The sequence below is a fragment of the Paenibacillus sp. oral taxon 786 str. D14 genome (genome assembly GCF_000159955.1).
Taxonomy (GTDB): domain Bacteria; phylum Bacillota; class Bacilli; order Paenibacillales; family Paenibacillaceae; genus Fontibacillus; species Fontibacillus phoenicis.
The window spans coordinates 221,343-239,525 of record NZ_GG695971.1 but is presented as its reverse complement, the minus strand read 5'-3'; the positions used below and the strand labels follow the sequence as shown (position 1 = coordinate 239,525).

Annotated in this window: 16 protein-coding genes and 2 pseudogenes; 8 read left to right on the top strand and 10 right to left on the bottom strand. The window is 54.5% G+C overall.

Annotation, left to right across the window (positions count from 1 at the left end):
• Positions 1-181 precede the first annotated feature (181 nt).
• The 4 genes from POTG_RS04100 to POTG_RS04090 all read right to left on the bottom strand — a co-directional run bounded on the left by POTG_RS04100 (position 182) and on the right by POTG_RS04090 (position 4,358).
• On the bottom strand, positions 182-1,600 hold the full coding sequence (locus tag POTG_RS04100; protein WP_036644283.1) for a hypothetical protein: 1,419 nt from the start codon (positions 1,598-1,600) through the stop codon (positions 182-184).
• Between the two features lie 112 nt (positions 1,601-1,712).
• Positions 1,713-1,820 (bottom strand): hypothetical protein, encoded by a 108-nt coding sequence (locus POTG_RS25085; RefSeq protein ID WP_269724323.1) that lies wholly within the window; start codon positions 1,818-1,820, stop codon positions 1,713-1,715.
• The gene (locus POTG_RS04095; protein ID WP_269724322.1) at positions 1,817-2,350 is read right to left on the bottom strand and encodes a copper amine oxidase N-terminal domain-containing protein; all 534 of its coding nucleotides are present in this window, start codon (positions 2,348-2,350) and stop codon (positions 1,817-1,819) included. The genes POTG_RS25085 and POTG_RS04095 overlap by 4 nt, the downstream gene beginning before the upstream one ends.
• Positions 2,351-2,519: 169 nt before the next feature.
• Entirely contained in the window at positions 2,520-4,358 is a 1,839-nt protein-coding gene (locus POTG_RS04090; protein ID WP_009223536.1) for a sigma-54 interaction domain-containing protein, read from the bottom strand.
• A gap of 218 nt (positions 4,359-4,576) precedes the next feature.
• On the opposite strand from POTG_RS04090, the gene POTG_RS04080 reads away from it, so the two are divergent.
• The 6 genes from POTG_RS04080 (at position 4,577) to POTG_RS04060 (ending at position 11,558) form a co-directional block, all read left to right on the top strand.
• Positions 4,577-5,491 (top strand): proline dehydrogenase family protein, encoded by a 915-nt coding sequence (locus tag POTG_RS04080; protein ID WP_036644142.1) that lies wholly within the window; start codon positions 4,577-4,579, stop codon positions 5,489-5,491.
• Positions 5,492-5,526: 35 nt separating this feature from the next.
• Complete coding sequence (gene pruA / locus POTG_RS04075; protein WP_009223533.1) at positions 5,527-7,095, top strand: L-glutamate gamma-semialdehyde dehydrogenase; 1,569 nt, start codon at positions 5,527-5,529, stop codon at positions 7,093-7,095.
• Between the two features lie 3 nt (positions 7,096-7,098).
• Complete coding sequence (locus POTG_RS23585) at positions 7,099-7,386, top strand: hypothetical protein (protein ID WP_157273306.1); 288 nt, start codon at positions 7,099-7,101, stop codon at positions 7,384-7,386.
• A gap of 134 nt (positions 7,387-7,520) precedes the next feature.
• Positions 7,521-8,789: a Glu/Leu/Phe/Val family dehydrogenase gene (locus tag POTG_RS04070; RefSeq protein WP_009223532.1), complete on the top strand. Its 1,269-nt coding sequence runs from the start codon at positions 7,521-7,523 to the stop codon at positions 8,787-8,789.
• A gap of 3 nt (positions 8,790-8,792) precedes the next feature.
• A complete protein-coding gene (locus POTG_RS04065) occupies positions 8,793-10,196 on the top strand; it encodes an NAD-dependent malic enzyme (protein WP_009223531.1) in 1,404 nt (467 codons plus the stop codon).
• A 123-nt stretch (positions 10,197-10,319) separates the two neighbouring features.
• Positions 10,320-11,558, top strand: a complete 1,239-nt coding sequence (locus POTG_RS04060) for an S-layer homology domain-containing protein (RefSeq protein WP_009223530.1) — start codon at positions 10,320-10,322, stop codon at positions 11,556-11,558.
• Between the two features lie 104 nt (positions 11,559-11,662).
• Here POTG_RS04060 and POTG_RS04055 read toward each other — a convergent pair.
• From POTG_RS04055 to POTG_RS04040, 5 genes and pseudogenes are all read right to left on the bottom strand, one after another.
• A pseudogene (locus POTG_RS04055) lies at positions 11,663-12,595 on the bottom strand (HAAS signaling domain-containing protein); the annotation flags it as partial.
• A 6-nt stretch (positions 12,596-12,601) separates the two neighbouring features.
• Positions 12,602-12,784 (bottom strand): annotated as a pseudogene (locus tag POTG_RS25295) (PadR family transcriptional regulator); the annotation flags it as partial.
• Between the two features lie 238 nt (positions 12,785-13,022).
• Complete coding sequence (locus tag POTG_RS04050; protein WP_009223528.1) at positions 13,023-14,135, bottom strand: sensor histidine kinase; 1,113 nt, start codon at positions 14,133-14,135, stop codon at positions 13,023-13,025.
• Positions 14,128-14,829, bottom strand: coding sequence for a response regulator transcription factor (locus POTG_RS04045; RefSeq protein WP_009223527.1), 702 nt, complete (start codon positions 14,827-14,829; stop codon positions 14,128-14,130). The genes POTG_RS04050 and POTG_RS04045 overlap by 8 nt, the downstream gene beginning before the upstream one ends.
• Before the next feature lie 42 nt (positions 14,830-14,871).
• Entirely contained in the window at positions 14,872-15,243 is a 372-nt protein-coding gene (locus tag POTG_RS04040) for a winged helix-turn-helix transcriptional regulator (RefSeq protein WP_009223526.1), read from the bottom strand.
• A gap of 196 nt (positions 15,244-15,439) precedes the next feature.
• Here POTG_RS04040 and POTG_RS04035 point away from each other — a divergent pair, with 196 nt between their 5' ends.
• Both POTG_RS04035 and POTG_RS04030 read left to right on the top strand, forming a co-directional pair.
• Positions 15,440-16,654, top strand: a complete 1,215-nt coding sequence (locus tag POTG_RS04035) for an MFS transporter (RefSeq protein ID WP_009223525.1) — start codon at positions 15,440-15,442, stop codon at positions 16,652-16,654.
• Between the two features lie 54 nt (positions 16,655-16,708).
• Positions 16,709-17,551 carry an aldo/keto reductase gene (locus tag POTG_RS04030; RefSeq protein ID WP_009223524.1) on the top strand — a complete coding sequence of 281 codons (843 nt, stop codon included), beginning with the start codon at positions 16,709-16,711 and terminating at the stop codon, positions 17,549-17,551.
• A 58-nt stretch (positions 17,552-17,609) separates the two neighbouring features.
• Here the strand turns inward: POTG_RS04030 and POTG_RS04025 are convergent, their stop codons facing one another.
• Entirely contained in the window at positions 17,610-18,116 is a 507-nt protein-coding gene (locus POTG_RS04025; RefSeq protein ID WP_009223523.1) for a hypothetical protein, read from the bottom strand.
• Between the last annotated feature and the right edge of the window lie 67 nt (positions 18,117-18,183).

Here is an 18,183-nt window from a genome sequence, read left to right as displayed (position 1 = left end):
GGCGGAGAGCTCAAACTTGCGAAATTAACGGTAGGTTTTGGAGCTAAATTAGTTTACGGGATGTCGGCACAGATTTGGGCGGGTGTCGGCACAGGTTGGAGAAGGACTATCCCCGCCAAAAAAGCAAAGGAGGCGGCCCCCGCCTCCTTCACCGAGCACAAACCAAATACTCTCCCTGGTGTTACACCAGGAACATCGCCACCACGGTGGTCACGGCGAGGCCGATGAGCACCGGCTTGAGGTTGCGGCGGGCCAGCTCGAACGGACTCACGCCGCAGATAGCGGCGGCCGGGATGAGCGCCCACGGGATCAGCGTGCCGCCGCCGACCCAAATGGCGGCGACCTGCCCCAGCGCCGTCAACACGGCCGTGCCGGAGCCGATGGCGGTGCCAAACAGCTGGGCGATCGAGCCGGCCAGCGATATGCCCGAGAAGCCGGAGCCGTCCAGGCCGGTGATCGCTCCGGTAACGGCGAGGGTCACGGCGCCGATGATGCCGTTCAGCGGAACGACGTCGGCCAATGCCACGCCGAGGTCGTTCACGATCCCATGTGACGTTTCGGGCAGCACCTGCCCGAACAGCTCCTGAAACGCCGCGTCGCCAAGATAAAAGAACGCGGCGATCGGGATCACGGGGCCAAACACCTTAAAGCCGAAGGTCAACCCTTCGATCAAATACGAAGTGACCTTCTCCAGGCCCCGGTTCCGGTGTGCCAGCAGCGTCACGCCGATCAGGATCAGCACCGCCGTGCCGCCAACCAGCGCCGTCGCATCGCCGCCTTGCAATTTCAGCAGGAACATGGCAACGACGTCGGCGGCGAACAGCAGCGGGATCAGGAGGGCCAGCCATTTTTTCGCTTGAGGGGAAATGGCTGCGCAATCCTCTTTGCTCGTCGGACGATCCTCGCTAAGCACACCACCTGTGCCTTTTCCGGCCACCAGGCCGTCGCGCCACGTGCCGTTCCGCTGATCACGGCGCATCATCCAAAAAGCGGTCACCGTGCTCACCAGGCCCATGACGAGAACCAGCGGCACGCTGGCCGACATCACGCTGGAGACGGGCAGGCCCGCGGCGTCCGCCGTCAGCTTCGGCGCTCCCTGGATGATATAGTCGCCGGACAAGGCGATGCCATGCCCAAACAAATTCATCGCCATCGCCGCCCCCAACGCCGGAAGCCCAACGCGAATCGCTACGGGCAGCAAAACGGCGCCGATCAACGCAACCGCAGGCGAGGGCCAGAAAAACAGCGAAGTCACCAGCATGATAATCCCGATACCCCAATACGCCATCGATGGCGTGCGAATAAACCGCGTCAAAGGAGACACCATCGTTTCATTGATGCCCGTGCGGATCAGCACCCGACTCATTGCCACGATGATCGAGATGATCATGATCGTCCCCATTAGCTCCTTGGTCGCATAAATAAACGAATTAAAGATGCCCGAAACCGAGCCGCTGAGCGTTTGTGTCGCAAGCAGACCCAACGTAAAAATCCCCGCCACACAAATCATCGTCGTATCGCGCCGCTTGATCAACAACGCCATGATGAAGACGATAAACGCCAGATACACATAGTGAATCGCCGACAACTCTATCCCTATCATGGAGTCACGCCCCTCTTCCTGCAAGTGTGCTATATGCTATGCAGGAGCCCAAGCAAGGGTTCGGCCCATGTCGAGGTATAGAGCAACCGATTCATGGCTACTTTACATGTTACTTAATTGTGATACTAAGTTTATTAGAATTATCCGCCTTTAAGCTCGCTTCAAGACCTTTAACAAGGCTTTGCAACGGTACATAAGTGACTCCTTTGACAATCATTGGAGCCACATTAATCGTTTCAGCTTCCCCATTGTAATACACTTTTTTTTGCTTCCTATTGTAAATGTGACCTTATTAGAATTTTTACTTACAGTAATGACACCACTTTTGGCATCATAATTAAAGGTTGCACCTAGTAGATCAGAAATTTCACGCAGAGGAACCATGTTTGTATTTTGATAAATGATTAAATCACTATTAAAATTTGCTTTCTCCCCATTAATAAATACAGTCAGTTTAGATTTCTTATAGGTTGGCTCTGTCGATTTGGGGGCAGAGGAACCTTTGGAAGAGTGTTTGGTAGAACTTTTAGAGGATGAGGAGGAAGAAGAGGATTTCTTACTAGAACTAGAAGAAGAGCTTCCCCCATTATGGTAATGATATTCGCCCGTTGTTAATCCCCATTTTGCGCAATTTGTCCGACACGTATGACCGCCATTAGCATCCGTTCGACCTGGATGTGCATTAGCTACAGTGCTAGACAAAACAAATAATAGTAAAAAAGAACTGAGTAACACTTTCTTTTTCATTGATCCAATCCCCCATTTAGTATAATATTCCTAGGTAATATTACCATGTACAGAGTATTGAGGGAATGTTTACTAAACGAGGAATACCCTTTTTGGAGGAACATTAGTCACTCAAAGCAACAGGGCCTTTGTGATAAACACAAAGGCCCCGCCTGTTCTTAAAAATGGATTATACCAAATTATAATCCCGAATCTTTTTATAAAGCGTACCCCGGGAAATGCCCAGCAGCTTGGCTGCATTGCTCTTATTCCCCGCTGTTCGCTCCAGCGCTTCCTTCATCAGCTCCATTTCCTCTTCGGGGGTGATGCGCGGACGCAGCATCTTGTCAAGACGATCCGCCTGTTCCACAGAGGACAGCTTCGTTCCCCGCCCGAAGTCGGAACCGGCAACGGCTCCGCTGCCAACCGGCATGCCCACCGCAGAGTCCGCCGCTGCGAACTCCAGCTGAGCTTGCCGCTGCTGCAACACCTCCGGCAAGTGCTCCAGCGTGATTTGCTCGTTCTCGCTTAAAATCACACAGCGCTCGATCACCGCCCGCAGCTCGCTTACGTTTCCCGGCCAGTCGTAATTCGCAAACGCCAGCATCACCTCCGGCGAAACGGCCGGCAGCGGCTTCTGATACTGCAACGAATACACGCGCAAATACATTTGCACCAACGGCCCCAGGTCCTCCCGACGCTCACGCAGCGGCGGCACCTTCAGCGACACCACGTTCAGCGCGTAATACAAATCCGCACGGAATTTGCCCTCCCGCACGAGCTGGCCCAGATCCTGGCTGGTGCCGGCGAAGATTCGCACTGATACCGGCACGGCTTCCGCGGCCCCAATCCGCGTGATCGTCCGGTGCTTGATGTAATGAGCTAACTTCTCCTGTACGTCTAAAGGTAAACACTCAATCTCATTCAAAAAAATCGAGCCGCCGTCCGCCGCCTCCAGCCGACCAGCCTGACCCGACGGCTGTCCCGAGAAGGCGCCGCCTTGATAGCCAAACAGCTCCGCTTCGGCCAATCCCGCCGGGACGGCCCCGCAGCTCAGCGACAGGAACGGCCCCTCCGGCCGCGCGCCGGCGCGATGGATCACCCTGGCCAGCTGCTCCTTGCCCGCTCCAGTCTCCCCGATCAGGAGCACGGTGGAGTCGGTTTCGGCCAGCTTTTTGGCCAGTTTGATCACTTTGCCCATGCTTTCGCCACGCCCGCTGATTAAGCCAAACGGATCCTCGTCGCCGATCCGCTGGGTCAACAGACGGGACGTCGCTACCGTCAATTCGTCGTTCAGCTTCACGAGATGCGTAATATCCTGCTCGGTCGCCACGCCGCCGATAATCCCCCCGCCCGGCTCCACGATCGGCGACGCATTGATCAGCACATGCGTGCCTTCCCGCGGACGATGGTAGGCCCCGCGCAGCCGCCGGCCTTCATCCAGAATCCCCAGCACAACCAATGCGTCGGGATCAAAATGCTCACCGATCGTGCGGCCAACGATGTCCGCTTTGGCGATCCCGTACACTTCTTCCGCCACCGTGTTCCAGCCGATCACCGTACCGTTGCGGTCCACGACCGTTACCGCATCACTGACCGTCTCCAGCAGGGCGTCAAAATACGCCTCCGCCCGCTGCTGCCGGTCCGCCGCTATTTTAAGCAGGTCAATCATCGGAAGATACCCAACGGGCTCCTGTCCATCATTGACCACCAACGCCGGCCGCCCGCTCGTATCTGCGCCGGACCATCGGGATGCCAGTTCGCTGATCGGAAGCGCCAGCTCCGACTCCTTGAACACAACCGAAACGACAAACTTCATCCCGTCAAGCCGCAGTCCTTTGCCGATACTCCCTTCGCCAAAAGCTTCAAGCCGCCCGGCATCATCCGGCGTCAACAGATACAACGCTCCGTCCAGCTCGACTGCCGCCGCCTGACCGCCCTGTAACGCTGCAAGTAATGCACTTGTATTTTCTTCCGGTTTGAAACGGGTCAAGTCCTGCCGGAAGGATATCCGTTCATGATTAAACATAATTACCTCACGCGTAATGAAATTTTACTTGTAAATCTAACACGAAAGCAGGCGAGGTTCAATATTCCCGTCATAAAGATTGGACCTTCACTCAGCCTGGAACTGTTCAATATTGAACATTTTTTCTTGAATTTAAAATTTTTTTGTTTATTTTTTCAACTTATATTGTTCAAAAATCTAAAATATTGTATATGAGAAATGGAAAAGGATGGATGCCTATGGACGCGTTACTCCGCACCCTGTTTCAATCCTTCGCCAAAAGCCAATCCGTGGGACGTATGGCCCGCCGATACGGACTGCGCTTTGGTGCCGGTCGGTTTGTGGCCGGAGAAACCATTGATGGTGCAATTGAAGCTGTACGCGCATTAAATGCGACTGGTCGGGTAGCCACCCTCGATCATCTTGGCGAGTTCGTGTCCACGGAAGCCGAAGCAGAACTATCCATGCGGATGTGCCTCAAGACGCTGGACGCCATCAACGAAGCCGGAGTCGAAGCCAATCTCTCGCTGAAGCTCACTTCGCTGGGGCTTGGGATTAGCGACGAAATCTGCTTACGTAACCTGACCACGATCCTGAACCGGGCCCGAATGTACGGATTGTTTGTGCGCATCGACATGGAGGATTTTGCCCACTGTGAAAAAACCATCTCGATCTACAAGCAACTGCGCGAACAAACCGACAACGTTGGCATCGTCATCCAAGCTTACCTTTATCGCTCCCTGGAAGACGTCGAGGATCTGAAGCCCCTTAAGCCGAACCTTCGCCTCGTGAAGGGAGCTTACAAGGAATCGCCGAAAGTCGCATACCCGGCCAAGCCGGACGTCGACGAAAATTTCAAACGCCTCATCTCTACCCACCTGATGAACGGCGGTTATGCCGCCATAGCAACCCATGACTCCCAGATTATCGACTACGCTAAGAAAACAATTCAAGATTTAGCCATTCCGCCGGACCGCTACGAATTTCAAATGTTATATGGCATTCGCGAAGATTTACAGCTTGCGCTCGTTCGCGAAGGTTACAAGGTTCGGGTGTACGTCCCGTTTGGCAGCGATTGGTTTGGCTACTTTATGCGCCGCCTCGCGGAGCGTCCCGCCAATGTATGGTTTGTCTTAAAGAACTTATTTAAGTAAATATCCAAAATCTTATTCGTAAGGAGCGCGCCCCTATGAGCACAACCGCAAAACTGGAAGCTTTCCGCAACGAACCGTTTACCGACTTTAGTCAGGAATCGGCCCGCCAGGCCATGGAAGCCGCGATTTCCCAAGTGAAATCGGAGCTGGGACGGGAGATTCCGCTGCAGATCGGCGGTGAGAAGATTTTTACGGAGGCCAAAATCCGTTCAATCAACCCCGGCAATCTCGATGAAACGATGGGTTGGGTCAGCAAAGCCGATCAGGAGCTGGCCGAGAAAGCGATGCAGGCTGCACTTACGGCGTTTGAATCGTGGAAAAAGGTGCCGCCCCGCGAACGCGCACAGTACCTGCTGAAAGCCGCCAAGCTCATGACCGAACGGAAGCATGAGTTCTCCGCCCTGATGGTGCTCGAAGCCGGCAAGAACTACGCTGAAGCGGACGCCGATACGGCGGAGGCGATCGATTTTCTGAATTTTTACGCACGGGAAATGATCCGCCTGAGCGAGATCAACGAAACGATGCCGCTGACGCCAGTCCCGGGGGAGCAAAACCGGCTGACCTACATCCCGCTCGGCGTTGGTGTCATCATTCCGCCATGGAATTTCCCGCTGGCGATCTGCGTGGGCATGACCTCGGCGGCGATTGTGGCTGGCAACACCGTGCTGCTCAAGCCCGCCTCCAACACCCCGGTCATCGCCTACAAGTTCGCTGCGCTGATGGAGGAGGTTGACTTGCCGGCCGGAGTGCTGAACTTCATCCCCGGCAGCGGCTCTGAGGTTGGCGATTATCTGACCACGCACCCGAAAACCCGGTTCATCAGCTTCACCGGCTCGAAGGAGGTCGGACTGCGCATCAGCAAGTTGGCAGCCGATACGGCACCCGGGCAGATCTGGATCAAGCGGCTGGTCGCCGAAATGGGCGGCAAGGACGGCATCGTCGTTGATGAAACTGCAGATCTGGATGCGGCTGCTCAGGCCATCGTGACCTCAGCTTTTGGGTTCCAGGGACAAAAATGCTCCGCCGGATCCCGCGCTTTCATCGTAGAGTCCGTCTACGACGAAGTGGTGGAGAAAGTCGTGTCTTTGACGAAGCAGCTGGAGATTGGCCTCCCCGAGCACAATAAAGCGGTTGGACCGGTGATCGACGAGGCTTCTTTCCGCAAAATCCTCGATTACATTGAGGTCGGCAAACAGGAAGGGCAGCTCCTTACCGGCGGACAGCAAGCCGAAGGCAACGGCTATTATATCGAACCCACCGTGTTCGCCGGCGTTGATGGGAAGGCGCGGATTATGCAGGAGGAGATTTTTGGGCCGGTGCTGGCGATCGGCAAAGCGAAGGATTGGCGAGAAGCGATCGCGTTGTACAACGATACTGAGTTTGGGCTGACGGGGTCGTTCTTTTCCCGGGATGAGGATCGCATCAGCGAAGCGCTGGAAACAATGCACTGCGGCAATCTGTACGTGAACCGCAAATGCACCGGGGCGTTGGTCGGCGCCCACCCGTTTGGCGGCTTTAATATGTCGGGAACCGACTCGAAAGCCGGCGGCTATGACTACCTGCTGCTGTTCACCCAAGCCAAGCTGACTTCCCGGAAGTTGTAGGCGATGACGATTGCTGGATGCTCTTTTGCTCTCTTGTTCGCGATCTCTTACTCTCTTGTTCTTTTGCTCGCGATAATTTTCTCTCTTGTTCGCTTGCTCGCTTGGTTGTTTGGTCTCTTGCTCTCTAGCTCGTTTGGTCATTTGCTCGTTGATCGCGAGGCCGGTGCTCCCTGCTCTAACGCTGATACAGAACGCTATTGTTGCAAAAACGGCATGTCAAAAATTCTAACGACGCTGAGCCACGCTATTTGGGCAAAAACACCTCAATTCACCCGAAAAATGGTGAAATAAGCTCCGTGATCAGCGTTAGATTCGCAAATAGGCGATTTTTGCTGCAATAAGGTTTGTGGCAAGCGTTAGAGCTGCGGCAGCGAACTTAGCAGACTTCAAATATTTCTCCAATACGGACGGAAGAAGGGTAACCCATGATTATGAACGGGAAACGAACACTTTCGGAAAATATGGACGTTTTGACCAGCACCCAACAGGTCATTCGCATGGCGCTCCAGACGATGAACGAGCCGCCGGCGATGTTTGACCTGCTCAAGGAGCCGCTGCGGATGCTGACCGTACGGATTCCGGTGAAGATGGACGACGGCTCGGTCCAGGTCTTTACCGGTTACCGCGCTCAGCACAATGACGCGGTCGGGCCGACCAAAGGCGGCGTGCGGTTCCACCCCGACGTGACGGCGGAGGAAGTGAAGGCCTTGTCGATGTGGATGATCATCAAATGCGGCATCGTGTCGCTGCCCTACGGCGGCGGTAAAGGCGGAATCGCCTGCGACCCGCGGACGATGTCGATGCGCGAGCTGGAAGCCTTAAGCCGCGGGTACGTCCGGGCGATCAGCCAATTGGTTGGGCCGACCAAGGATATCCCGGCGCCTGACGTGTACACCAATTCGCAGGTGATGGCCTGGATGATGGACGAGTACAGCCGGATCCGCGAATTCGATTCGCCCAGCTTCATCACCGGCAAACCGCTGGTGCTCGGCGGCTCCTACGGACGGGAATCGTCGACAGCCCTTGGCGTCACGATCGTGCTGAAGGAGGCCGCAAAGATGGCCGGCATGGCGGTGGAAGGCTCGCGGGTCATCATCCAAGGCTTTGGCAATGCCGGCAGCTACCTGGCGAAGTTTCTGCATGACGCCGGGGCCATCATCGTTGGCATTGCGGATGCGCGCGGCGCGCTGTACGATCCAAACGGGCTCGATATCCTCGAGCTGTTGGATCGGCGGGATTCTTTTGGCGCGGTGACCCACCTCTACTCCAACCGGATCACAAATCAGGAACTGCTTGTGAAGGAATGCGATATCCTCGTGCCGGCTGCGATCGAAAACCAACTCACCGAGGAAAACGCGCCGCACATCCAAGCTAAGCTGATCGTCGAAGCGGCCAACGGTCCAACGACGTATGCAGCAACGGAAATTTTGTCCAAGCGCGGGGTTCTGATTGTGCCGGATGTCCTAGCGAGTGCGGGTGGCGTGGTCGTATCCTATTTTGAGTGGGTGCAAAACAATCAGGGTTACTACTGGCCGCTGGAGGAAGTGAACGCGAAGCTGGAGCAGCTGTTGGTGGACGCTTTTCACAAGGTTTATCAGACTTCGGTGACACGCCGGGTGAACATGCGTCTTGCCGCATATATCGTGGGGCTGAAGCGAATGACCGAGGCGGTAAAATGGCGGGGGTGGATTTAAGTTATGGCACGTACGTTAATTATTATCCGATTGGAGCTCGACCATAAGAAGGCCAGCTTCGGCGATGTCGCTGCTGCGGTGAGCGGTGCCGGAGGCGACATTACGTCGATCGACGTGATCTCCTCGGCTAAAGGATCTTCGGTACGCGACATTACCGTCGATACGGGCGACCAAGACGAAACGGCGTTCGTCAAGGCGCTTCGCAAGCTGCATGGTGTCCGGCTGATCAACGTCTCCGATCGCACGTTTCTCATGCATCTCGGCGGTAAAATCGCCATCGAGCCAACGATGCCAATTCGCAACCGCGACGATCTGTCGCAGGTGTATACGCCAGGGGTCGCCAAAATCTGCACGGCGATCCACGAAAGTCGAAACAAGGCGTTTTCGCTGACGATTAAACGCAACACTGTGGCGGTCATCACGGACGGAACCGCCGTGTTGGGGCTTGGCGATATCGGTCCGTACGCCGCGGCGCCGGTGATGGAAGGCAAGGCGATGCTGTTTAAGCAGCTGGCCGGGGTTGATGCTTTTCCGCTCTGCCTGGATACGAGCGATACGGAAGAAATCATTCGTACCGTTAAAGCGATCAGTCCGATTTTTGGCGGCATCAATCTGGAGGACATCAGCTCCCCCCGGTGCTTCGAAATTGAGCAGCGGCTGGCGGAGGAACTGGACATCCCGGTCTTCCATGACGATCAGCACGGAACAGCGGTGGTCGTGATCGCCGGGTTAATTAACGCGCTGAAGGTCGTCGGCAAATCGATGTCCGAGGTGCGGGTCGTGGTAAGCGGTGTTGGGGCAGCGGGTGTCTCCATTTGCAAAATGCTGCTGTCCGCAGGCGTAACTAAGCTTGTGCCGGTGGACAAGGAGGGAGCGATTGTCCGCGGTGGAACGTACAGCCACCCGATGTGGCAGTGGCTCACGGAGCAGCCGCAGGTGGAAAGTCAGCCCGGCTCGCTGCAAGATGTCCTGCCTGGTGCTGACGTGTTCATCGGCGTCTCTGCGGGGAATCTGCTGACCGGTGAACATTTGCGGACGATGAACGAGCAGCCGATCGTGTTTGCCCTCGCCAACCCGCACCCGGAGGTTGATCCGGAGGTAGGGCTGGCTCACGCAGCTGTCTTCGCGACCGGCCGAAGCGACTATCCGAACCAGATCAACAACGTGCTTGTGTTCCCCGGCGTCTTCCGCGGCGCTCTCGATTGTCGGGCCCGCGTGGTCAACGAAGCGATGAAGCTGGCCGCAGCACAAGCCATCGCCTCCGCCGTTACTGACGAGGAGCGGAACGAGCAGTATATCATCCCGAGTATTTTTAATGATCAGGTCGTCCCGCTCGTGCGCAAAGCCGTCATCAACGCGGCCATTGCCACCGGTGTGTCCCGGCGCATTCCGCCGGATTTCCGGTGACGCCGCGTAAGTGGATACCTCATCCTGCTATACTTCCCTTTTGGCCCTTCTGTCTTTGGCAGCAAGGGCTTTATTATGTTCCCAAATCAATAGTTCAAAATTTGATTGCATGCAGCAACTCAAATGTCGGACATTGACGGTTCCTATGCGAAAGATGCCATTATGGAGCTGGTCAACAAGGGGATCATTAACGGAAAAGGAGACGGAAAATTTGAGATTGCCGATTATGCCTTCCAGTGGGTGAGGAGCGGCGTCTCCCCGTCGAATTTATTGATTCCGAGCCTCTTGAAGGCTAATCTTTCAAAGCCCCACCCCAAGAACGGCCCCCCTGGCCGTTCTTTTTTTCTACACCAACAAGTTCCCGACATGTTCCCAGGCATCGGCTTGCTGCTCCCTCTCGGGTATGGACAAGGTCCGGGACAAGCCTATTCGATCGGCAGCCGTTGGGAGGCTTTGGGGCTTGAAGGCGGCGGGAACCTCGGCCTAACCATTGCCGGGTTCGGCTTCATCTGGGCCGTGATTCCCGGAATCATTCTGATGAACTTCCTGATCCGCCATCCGAAATTTAAACAGGCGGCATCCCGCCCACTCAAAGAACGCACCGAGGTCACGGAAAAATCAGAAGAAGGCGAAATTCCGCTCAGTGACGCGATCGACAAGCTGACCTACCAAATCGCGCTGATCGGCTTTATTTACCTGGTCACTTACTTGACGTTACGTGGACTGGAGGCGGTGCTGACTCCACTCGGGACCTATGGGGAAACATTGGCCCAACTGCTGATTGGCTTCCACTTCCTCATCGGCAGCCTGTACGCCATGTTGTTCCGGTGGATTCTCAACCGTTGGAAGCAAGCGGGCTTCCAGTTGGAGCATTCCCCGAACAACTACCTGTTGCAGCGGATCTCCGGATTTTCCTTCGATTACATGATCGCCGCCTCGATCGCTGCGATCTCGATCTACGCGTTGAAGCAATACTTGACGCCGGTACTCATCCTAACGACAGTCGGCGGGTTAGTAACGGTATGGTTTATGGTTTGGTTAGTGCCGCGGGTGTTGCCGGAGGACAAATTGCCAAACGTTCTCGGTTTTTACGGGATGCTGACCGGAACGATTTCTACCGGGCTTGCGCTCGTCAAAGCCGTCGATCCGAAATTTCAGTCGAATACGACGGACAACTTGGTCATGGGCAGCGCGTCCGCAATTATGTTCGGATTTCCACTGCTGCTGATTTTGAACATCCCCATCGTCGGGTATCTGCAAAATCAACCGGTGATGTACCTGTACACCTTTGGCGCCCTATTCCTGTATTTCGCGATTCTGATGGGCTTGCTGCTGTACCGGTCCCGGAAAACGACCGCCTAAGTGAGCTTCTAAACGAAAATCCCCACCCTCTTTCACCAAGAGAGTGGGGATTTTTTGACGATTGTTTATTTTGCCGGTTTGGAAAGGTTAGCTTTCTGGAACCCTTAGTAACTGTCCAAGGCTGCGAACAACATGTAAGCAAACAACACCACCCACATGATCCATCCGGAGTTGAAGCCGGAAACTCCCAATCCGAAAATATCCTCCAACTTCGCGATAAAACCGGGGGACAGCAGCTCTGCATTTCCGATGATGGTGCCGAACACCACCAACGAAAGGACGTGGTTGGCCACGTTCAGGAACGCGATCTTCACGTTCCATTGGGCAACGATCCATTTGTAGATCGCCAGAGCAACATCCAGCGCAAGAACCACCGCGATAAACGGCCAATACGAAAGCAGTACCTCCTGATTAAAGATCGGAGTCGTCATTTCTATGCCGTTTCGGCCTTTCTCATATACGCCAATCAACCGATCTGCGTTAAAATAGACGCTTCCCCATATCGCCGTCCACATGAGGCTGGCGAATACCTCGCTTTTCTTGATCACTTTCTTCGCAGGGACATATCGGGTATCCTTCAAATCATCCGGCGTCCAAGCTTTGAACTTGCCGTTCAGCGGCAGTTCATTGCCGGTTCCCGTCCGTTCCAGAATGACAAACGCCAGGATAATCCAAAATACGGTCTGCACCCCCGTGCTAAACACCGTCCCGATAGCTTTGCTGAGCAGGACCGCCGCGGCCTCCGCCGGAACGACTTCACCAGAATACGTAATGATTTGGTTGGCAATCAGCGAAAGGAGGGTAATTACGACCACGATCGGGACAATCATTTTCAAGACCTGAACATAAGTTTCATAGAAGCGAGGCCCGATCAAAAACGTTGGTTGGTCCCGATACTGAGCGGCCAACACGGCCGGATCGCCCAATTGAGTCAGCGCCTCCTTCACTTCGGCTTCGCTGGGTTCCTCCGCCAGCATATCCTCAATCGTGGAGCGCAGCTCCAGCGCGATGTCCTCCCGGCTCCGTTCCGGCAGCCGGTGAGTAAGTTCCTGCTTCTCCAGCCGGCGCAGCAGCGGATACAATGTGCTTTGATCAATGGTGATCCCGGATTGATCCAGCCGTTGAACGAGCGAATACCCGTATTGCGGCGTTCGCAACTGGCTTAGCACCGCCAAGGTCAACGTTCCGCGACGGAGCTCCGTGATCAAGGAAATTATTTTTCGTATACTGTGTGTCGTCTCCCCAAGGGGTCCTTCTCGCGCCTCTTTGCATGATTATCCCTTTCGTTCAGCGGAAAAATGAGGAGATCAAGGGAGGGCAAGATAAGGTTACCTGGTGACTGGTAATGAGATGCGCACTTTCTGAGGCAACGGGATAATCATCAAGGGAAGGCGGCTGGCATAGGTGCCCTACGGAGGCCCTAACGACAAAAAATCCCGCCTCACAACGAGACAGGATTTCAACTCATAAGTTTCTAAGCTTTGGCAACCTCACTTCAAACTCGGTCCGAATCAGATCGCTTTGCACCGAGATGGTGCCTTCGTGCTGCTCCACGATATTTTTGGCGATAAACAGGCCAAGACCGGTGCTGCCTTCCTGATACGTACGCGCACGATCGCCGGTGAAGAACATATCAAACACATGCGGCAGCTCGTCCGGCGGAATGAAGTCCCCGTAGTTGGTCACGCGCACGACAACCTCTTCCCCGTCCATCTTCCCATGGACGTCAACGTACTCCCCGTCTTTGCCGTAACGAACGGCATTGGACAGCAAGTTCTCAAAGACGCGGGCAAGCAGATCGCCATCGCCGGAGATCATCAGCTGCGGTTCGGTTTTTAGGCGAACGGTCAGCTCATTTTTTTCAAACACGGGGTACATCTCTTCGGTTAATTGACTCAGCAGCTCGCTCAAATCAAGCGGCCGGCGATGGATGTTCAGCTTACCGTAATTCATTCGCGTAACTTCGAACAACTCGTCGATCAGCTTCTCCAGACGCTGCGATTTGGTGTAGGCGATCGTGGTGTAATGCTTCATCTGCTCGGCGGTGAGGTCTTTCCCTTGCAGGATGAAATCCAGATATCCAATCACAGAAGTTAGCGGGGTTCGAAGATCATGGGCCAGGTTCAGCACAAGTTGCTCCTTGCTGTTCTCGGCAAAGTCGCCCCGTTCCACGGCTTGCTGCAGCTTCTCGCTGGCCAAATTGATGTCCCGTGCAATCTCTCCGAACTCGTCGCCGGAAGGAATATGAACCCGATGGGTGAAGTCTCCTCCCGCCAGTTGATTGATTCCCCGGGAAATTTCCCGGAAATACGCGACATAACGCCGAGTCAGCAAATAGAAGTATAAGAACGAGAGCGGGATAAAGATAATTAGAAACACGTTGATGTCACCGATCTCACGCATCATCCGGCGGACGTTATACAACGGGTCTTCACGCAGCAGCGTATGATAATACTCCCGCAGCGCCAGATAAGTCAGAAAGGTTGTCCCTGCAGACAATATCATGCTCAGCCCGAACAACCGGATCATTTGGAAGCGAAAGCTGCGAAATTTCGGTTTGTCGGAGTGATTATCCATTGAACGTGTACCCTACTCCCCAGACGGTTTTGATCAGCTTGTTCTTGTGCCGGTCTTCCCCCAGCTTCTTGCGCAAGCTTCGGATATGCACCATGACCGTATTCCCGCCTTCATAATAAGCCTCGCCCCAGACCTTCTCAAAAATATGCTCCGAACTGAACACCTTCTTCGGATGATTGGCCAGCAGGACCAAGATATCAAACTCTTTCGGCGTCAGCTCTACCGGTTCGCCGTAGAGGAACACTGTCCGGTGCTCGGGATGGATCACAAGCCCTCCGGCCTCCAGCACCGGCTCATCCGTGGGACCGGCAACCGACGGGTTCAGCTGGATAAAGCGCCGCAGTTGGGCGTTCACCCGGGCCACCAGCTCCATCGGATTAAACGGCTTCGTCATATAATCGTCCGCCCCGCGTACCAGGCCGGTGATTTTATCCAGATCGGTTGCTTTTGCACTTAAGAAAATGATCGGCAGATGGTGCTTCTCCCGGATTTGCCGGGTCACTTCATACCCATCGATCTTCGGCATCATAATGTCCAAGATCGCAAGATCCACGGATTGCGTCTGGATGACATCCAGCGCCTCCTGCCCGTTGGACGCTTTGATGCAGCGGTATCCTTCCCGGGCCAGGTGCAGCTCGATCAAGTCGGCGATTTCCGGCTCATCGTCCGCAATCAATACCGTGATAGGTTTCATCGATCATCGCTCCTTTTCATGGACAGCATAACCGAAGAGACCTTACGATTTCAAATGTTCATTCAGCACGTTCTCTTCCAGAACATCATAGCTGCCATACACCTTGTGGATATGCTGTTCTCCCCAGGCGCACAGCGCATCCAAAATTCCCCGTAAGCTCTCCCCGTATTCGCTTAGCTCATACTCGACCCGAGGCGGGACCTCCTGGTAGACGATCCGGCGAATAACGCCGTCGGCCTCCAGTTCGCGAAGCTGTTGGGTCAACATTTTCTGAGTGATGTCGGGCATCAGGCGTTTTAATTCACTGGTTCGTTTCCGACCGTGCGTCAAGTGGCACAGGATCACGCATTTCCACTTCCCGCCGATCACCTCAAGCGTCGCTTCTACGGAGATATTATATTTCTTCTCTTTCATTGAGATTGCTCCTTCTTTTTAATAGGCACAAAAAAGTACCTACATTACTTTTAGGTTCCTATATTACTTCAAAGTGCGTACTTCTCAAAAACTACCCTATCTCCCATAATAGCATTTGTCGCTCGCTTCTGCATCATTCCCCGGCAGATCAGCGGCGAACCTGCAAACCATTATCTTTTGGGAGGTAGATTGACTCATGAATCATCAAAGAAGCACCTTGGCGCTGCTCGCCTTGGCCATTAGTGCCTTTGCCATCGGGACAACCGAATTTATCAGCGTCGGTCTGCTGCCTTTGATCGCCGAGGACCTGCACATTTCTACGACCACCGCAGGGCTGACGGTTTCCTTATATGCGTTAGGCGTCACTTTTGGAGCACCGGTACTCACGTCGCTAACCGCACGAATGTCGCGCAAAACACTGCTGCTGTGGATCATGGTCGTCTTCATGATCGGCAATGCCTTGGCTGCGGCGGCAACTAGCATTGTCATGCTGCTCGCGGCAAGGGTGATCTCTGCTTTTTCACACGGCGTGTTTATGTCGATCGGTTCAACGATTGCCGCTGACTTAGTGCCGGAACACCGCCGGGCCAGCGCGATTTCCATCATGTTCACCGGCTTGACCGTTGCGACGGTCACCGGCGTGCCGCTTGGCACCTTCATCGGTCAACAGTTCGGCTGGCGCGCCGCCTTTATCCTGATCGTCGTCGTGGGGCTCATTGGCTTTATCTCCAACAGCCTGCTGGTGCCATCCGGCTTGCGGAAAGGGGGGCGAACCGCGTTCCGTGACCAGGTGAAGCTGGTGACGAACGGACGGCTGCTGCTATTGTTCCTGATCACGGCCCTCGGGTATGGAGGCACCTTTGTCGTTTATACCTACTTATCGCCGATCCTTCTTGAAATTACAGGCTTCAAGGAAAGCGCGGTCGCCGTCATCTTGCTGGTCTACGGCATCGCGATTGCCATCGGCAACATGGTGGGCGGCAAGTTGTCCAATCGTCAGCCAATTCGGGCCTTGTTCTATATGTTTATCGTACAGGCGCTGATCCTGCTGGCCTTGCTGTTCACGGCTCCGTTCAAAGTCGCCGGCTTGGTGACCATTTTCCTCATGGGACTGCTGGCCTTCATGAACGTTCCGGGGCTGCAGGTTTACGTCGTGATGCTGGCAGAGCGGTTTGTCCCGTCCGCCGTCGACGTGGCCTCCGCGATCAACATCGCGGCCTTTAACGCCGGGATTGCCCTGGGGTCTTACCTGGGCGGGGTCATCACCGATTCGTTGGGTCTGATCCATACCTCGTGGATTGGCGCACTGATGGTCGCAGCTGCCGTACTTCTCACGGGCTGGAGCCGTGCTCTGGAAAGAAAAGACCGGCAGGAGACGGTCATTTCACAACCATCGCTTCAACATAACTAATCATCTATTTCATCACTAAACCAACATGAAAATTAATAGGAGGCGCATTTTGTTATGATCACCCATTTACAAGATACCACCACCCTGCACAACGGAGTGAAGATGCCTTGGTTTGGCCTTGGCGTATTCAAGGTCGAGGAAGGACAGGAGCTGGTAGACGCGGTGAAGTTCGCAATTACCCACGGCTACCGCAGCATCGATACCGCAGCAATCTACGCGAATGAAAAAGGCGTCGGACAAGGCATCCGCGAAGGCTTGCAGGAAGCCGGTATCCCGCGTGAAGCGCTGTTTGTCACTTCGAAGGTATGGAACGCCGACCTCGGATACGGAGAGACGCTCGCTGCTTATGAAACCAGCCTGCAGAAGCTGGGACTAGACTATCTGGACCTGTATCTGATTCACTGGCCCGTCGCCGGTAAATATAAAGAAGCTTGGCGTGCGTTAGAAACGCTCTACCAAGCCGGAAAGGTCAAGGCGATCGGCGTCAGCAACTTCCAAGTTCACCATCTGAAGGACTTGATGGAAGACGCGGAAATCGTGCCGATGGTCAATCAGGTCGAATACCATCCTCGTCTGACGCAGCAGGAAGTGCAAGCCTTCTGCCGCGAACACGGCATTCAAATGGAGGCATGGTCCCCGCTCATGCAAGGGCAACTGCTGGATCATCCTGTGTTACAAGAGCTTGCCCGTAAATATGGAAAATCGGTCGCCCAAATCATCCTTCGCTGGGATTTACAGAACGGCGTGGTAACGATTCCGAAATCGACCAAGCCGGATCGGATTGCCGAGAACGCAGACGTGTTTAATTTCGCGTTGACGGAAGAGGATATGGCACGGATCAGCGCGCTTAACGAGAACCTTCGCGTGGGTCCGGACCCCGACAACTTTGATTTCTAAGCCTACCAAAAAAGAGCAGATACCGTGGATCCGCTGGATCCTTCGGGTCTGCTCTTTGTCAGCTGTAGGGACCGATTTCGATGTAATGATGCTCGGTCTCATAGGTGAGACTCTTGTATTTTCCATTCTCTTTGATCGAAAATTCGGCGACCGCATATATTTCATACGTTCCGATCCGATCGATCCGGGTCTCGAAAAACTCGTTAATATCCGTTTCTCCCCCCATGCTGCGAACCACCGCACTGTCCACCTGGGTGATCGTGTTCACCCGGTTGCCCAAGCTGTCCACGATCAGGTAATGGAACACCCGAGGGCGACTCATCAGCTCATATTCGGTTTTGGACAAATTATGCAGGCTGGCGATTAACGTAAAGGTCTCGTCTATCCCAGCACGCTTCGGAACAGACAACTCTACGGTAAAAGGACCTTCCGCATCCTGCGCTGGATCTTCGGGTACGGCCGGTCTCAGCTTATTGATCGCTTTGTTCACCGGATCGAAGGTGCCGCATCCGACAAGCAGGAGCGCCAATAGCATCACGGTCAAACCTAACGCGTATTTCCTCAATCCGCATCACCTCAAAATGTAAGACGACATCCCGCCTGTTTTGTTGCAGAAGGACGTTCTTAAATCA

What these genes read in the sequence shown, in the direction of transcription:
- POTG_RS04095 (WP_269724322.1), bottom strand. Translation starts at nt 2,350, where the DNA reads ATGAAAAAGAAAGTGTTACTCAGTTCTTTTTTACTATTATTTGTTTTG.
- pruA (WP_009223533.1), top strand. Translation starts at nt 5,527, where the DNA reads ATGAGCACAACCGCAAAACTGGAAGCTTTCCGCAACGAACCGTTTACC.
- POTG_RS04070 (WP_009223532.1), top strand. Translation starts at nt 7,521, where the DNA reads ATGATTATGAACGGGAAACGAACACTTTCGGAAAATATGGACGTTTTG.
- POTG_RS04045 (WP_009223527.1), bottom strand. Translation starts at nt 14,829, where the DNA reads ATGAAACCTATCACGGTATTGATTGCGGACGATGAGCCGGAAATCGCC.
- POTG_RS04090 (WP_009223536.1), bottom strand. Translation starts at nt 4,358, where the DNA reads ATGTTTAATCATGAACGGATATCCTTCCGGCAGGACTTGACCCGTTTC.
- POTG_RS23585 (WP_157273306.1), top strand. Translation starts at nt 7,099, where the DNA reads ATGACGATTGCTGGATGCTCTTTTGCTCTCTTGTTCGCGATCTCTTAC.
- POTG_RS04060 (WP_009223530.1), top strand. Translation starts at nt 10,320, where the DNA reads ATGTCGGACATTGACGGTTCCTATGCGAAAGATGCCATTATGGAGCTG.
- POTG_RS04080 (WP_036644142.1), top strand. Translation starts at nt 4,577, where the DNA reads ATGGACGCGTTACTCCGCACCCTGTTTCAATCCTTCGCCAAAAGCCAA.
- POTG_RS04030 (WP_009223524.1), top strand. Translation starts at nt 16,709, where the DNA reads ATGATCACCCATTTACAAGATACCACCACCCTGCACAACGGAGTGAAG.
- POTG_RS25085 (WP_269724323.1), bottom strand. Translation starts at nt 1,820, where the DNA reads ATGATTGTCAAAGGAGTCACTTATGTACCGTTGCAAAGCCTTGTTAAA.
- POTG_RS04065 (WP_009223531.1), top strand. Translation starts at nt 8,793, where the DNA reads ATGGCACGTACGTTAATTATTATCCGATTGGAGCTCGACCATAAGAAG.
- POTG_RS04050 (WP_009223528.1), bottom strand. Translation starts at nt 14,135, where the DNA reads ATGGATAATCACTCCGACAAACCGAAATTTCGCAGCTTTCGCTTCCAA.
- POTG_RS04040 (WP_009223526.1), bottom strand. Translation starts at nt 15,243, where the DNA reads ATGAAAGAGAAGAAATATAATATCTCCGTAGAAGCGACGCTTGAGGTG.
- POTG_RS04035 (WP_009223525.1), top strand. Translation starts at nt 15,440, where the DNA reads ATGAATCATCAAAGAAGCACCTTGGCGCTGCTCGCCTTGGCCATTAGT.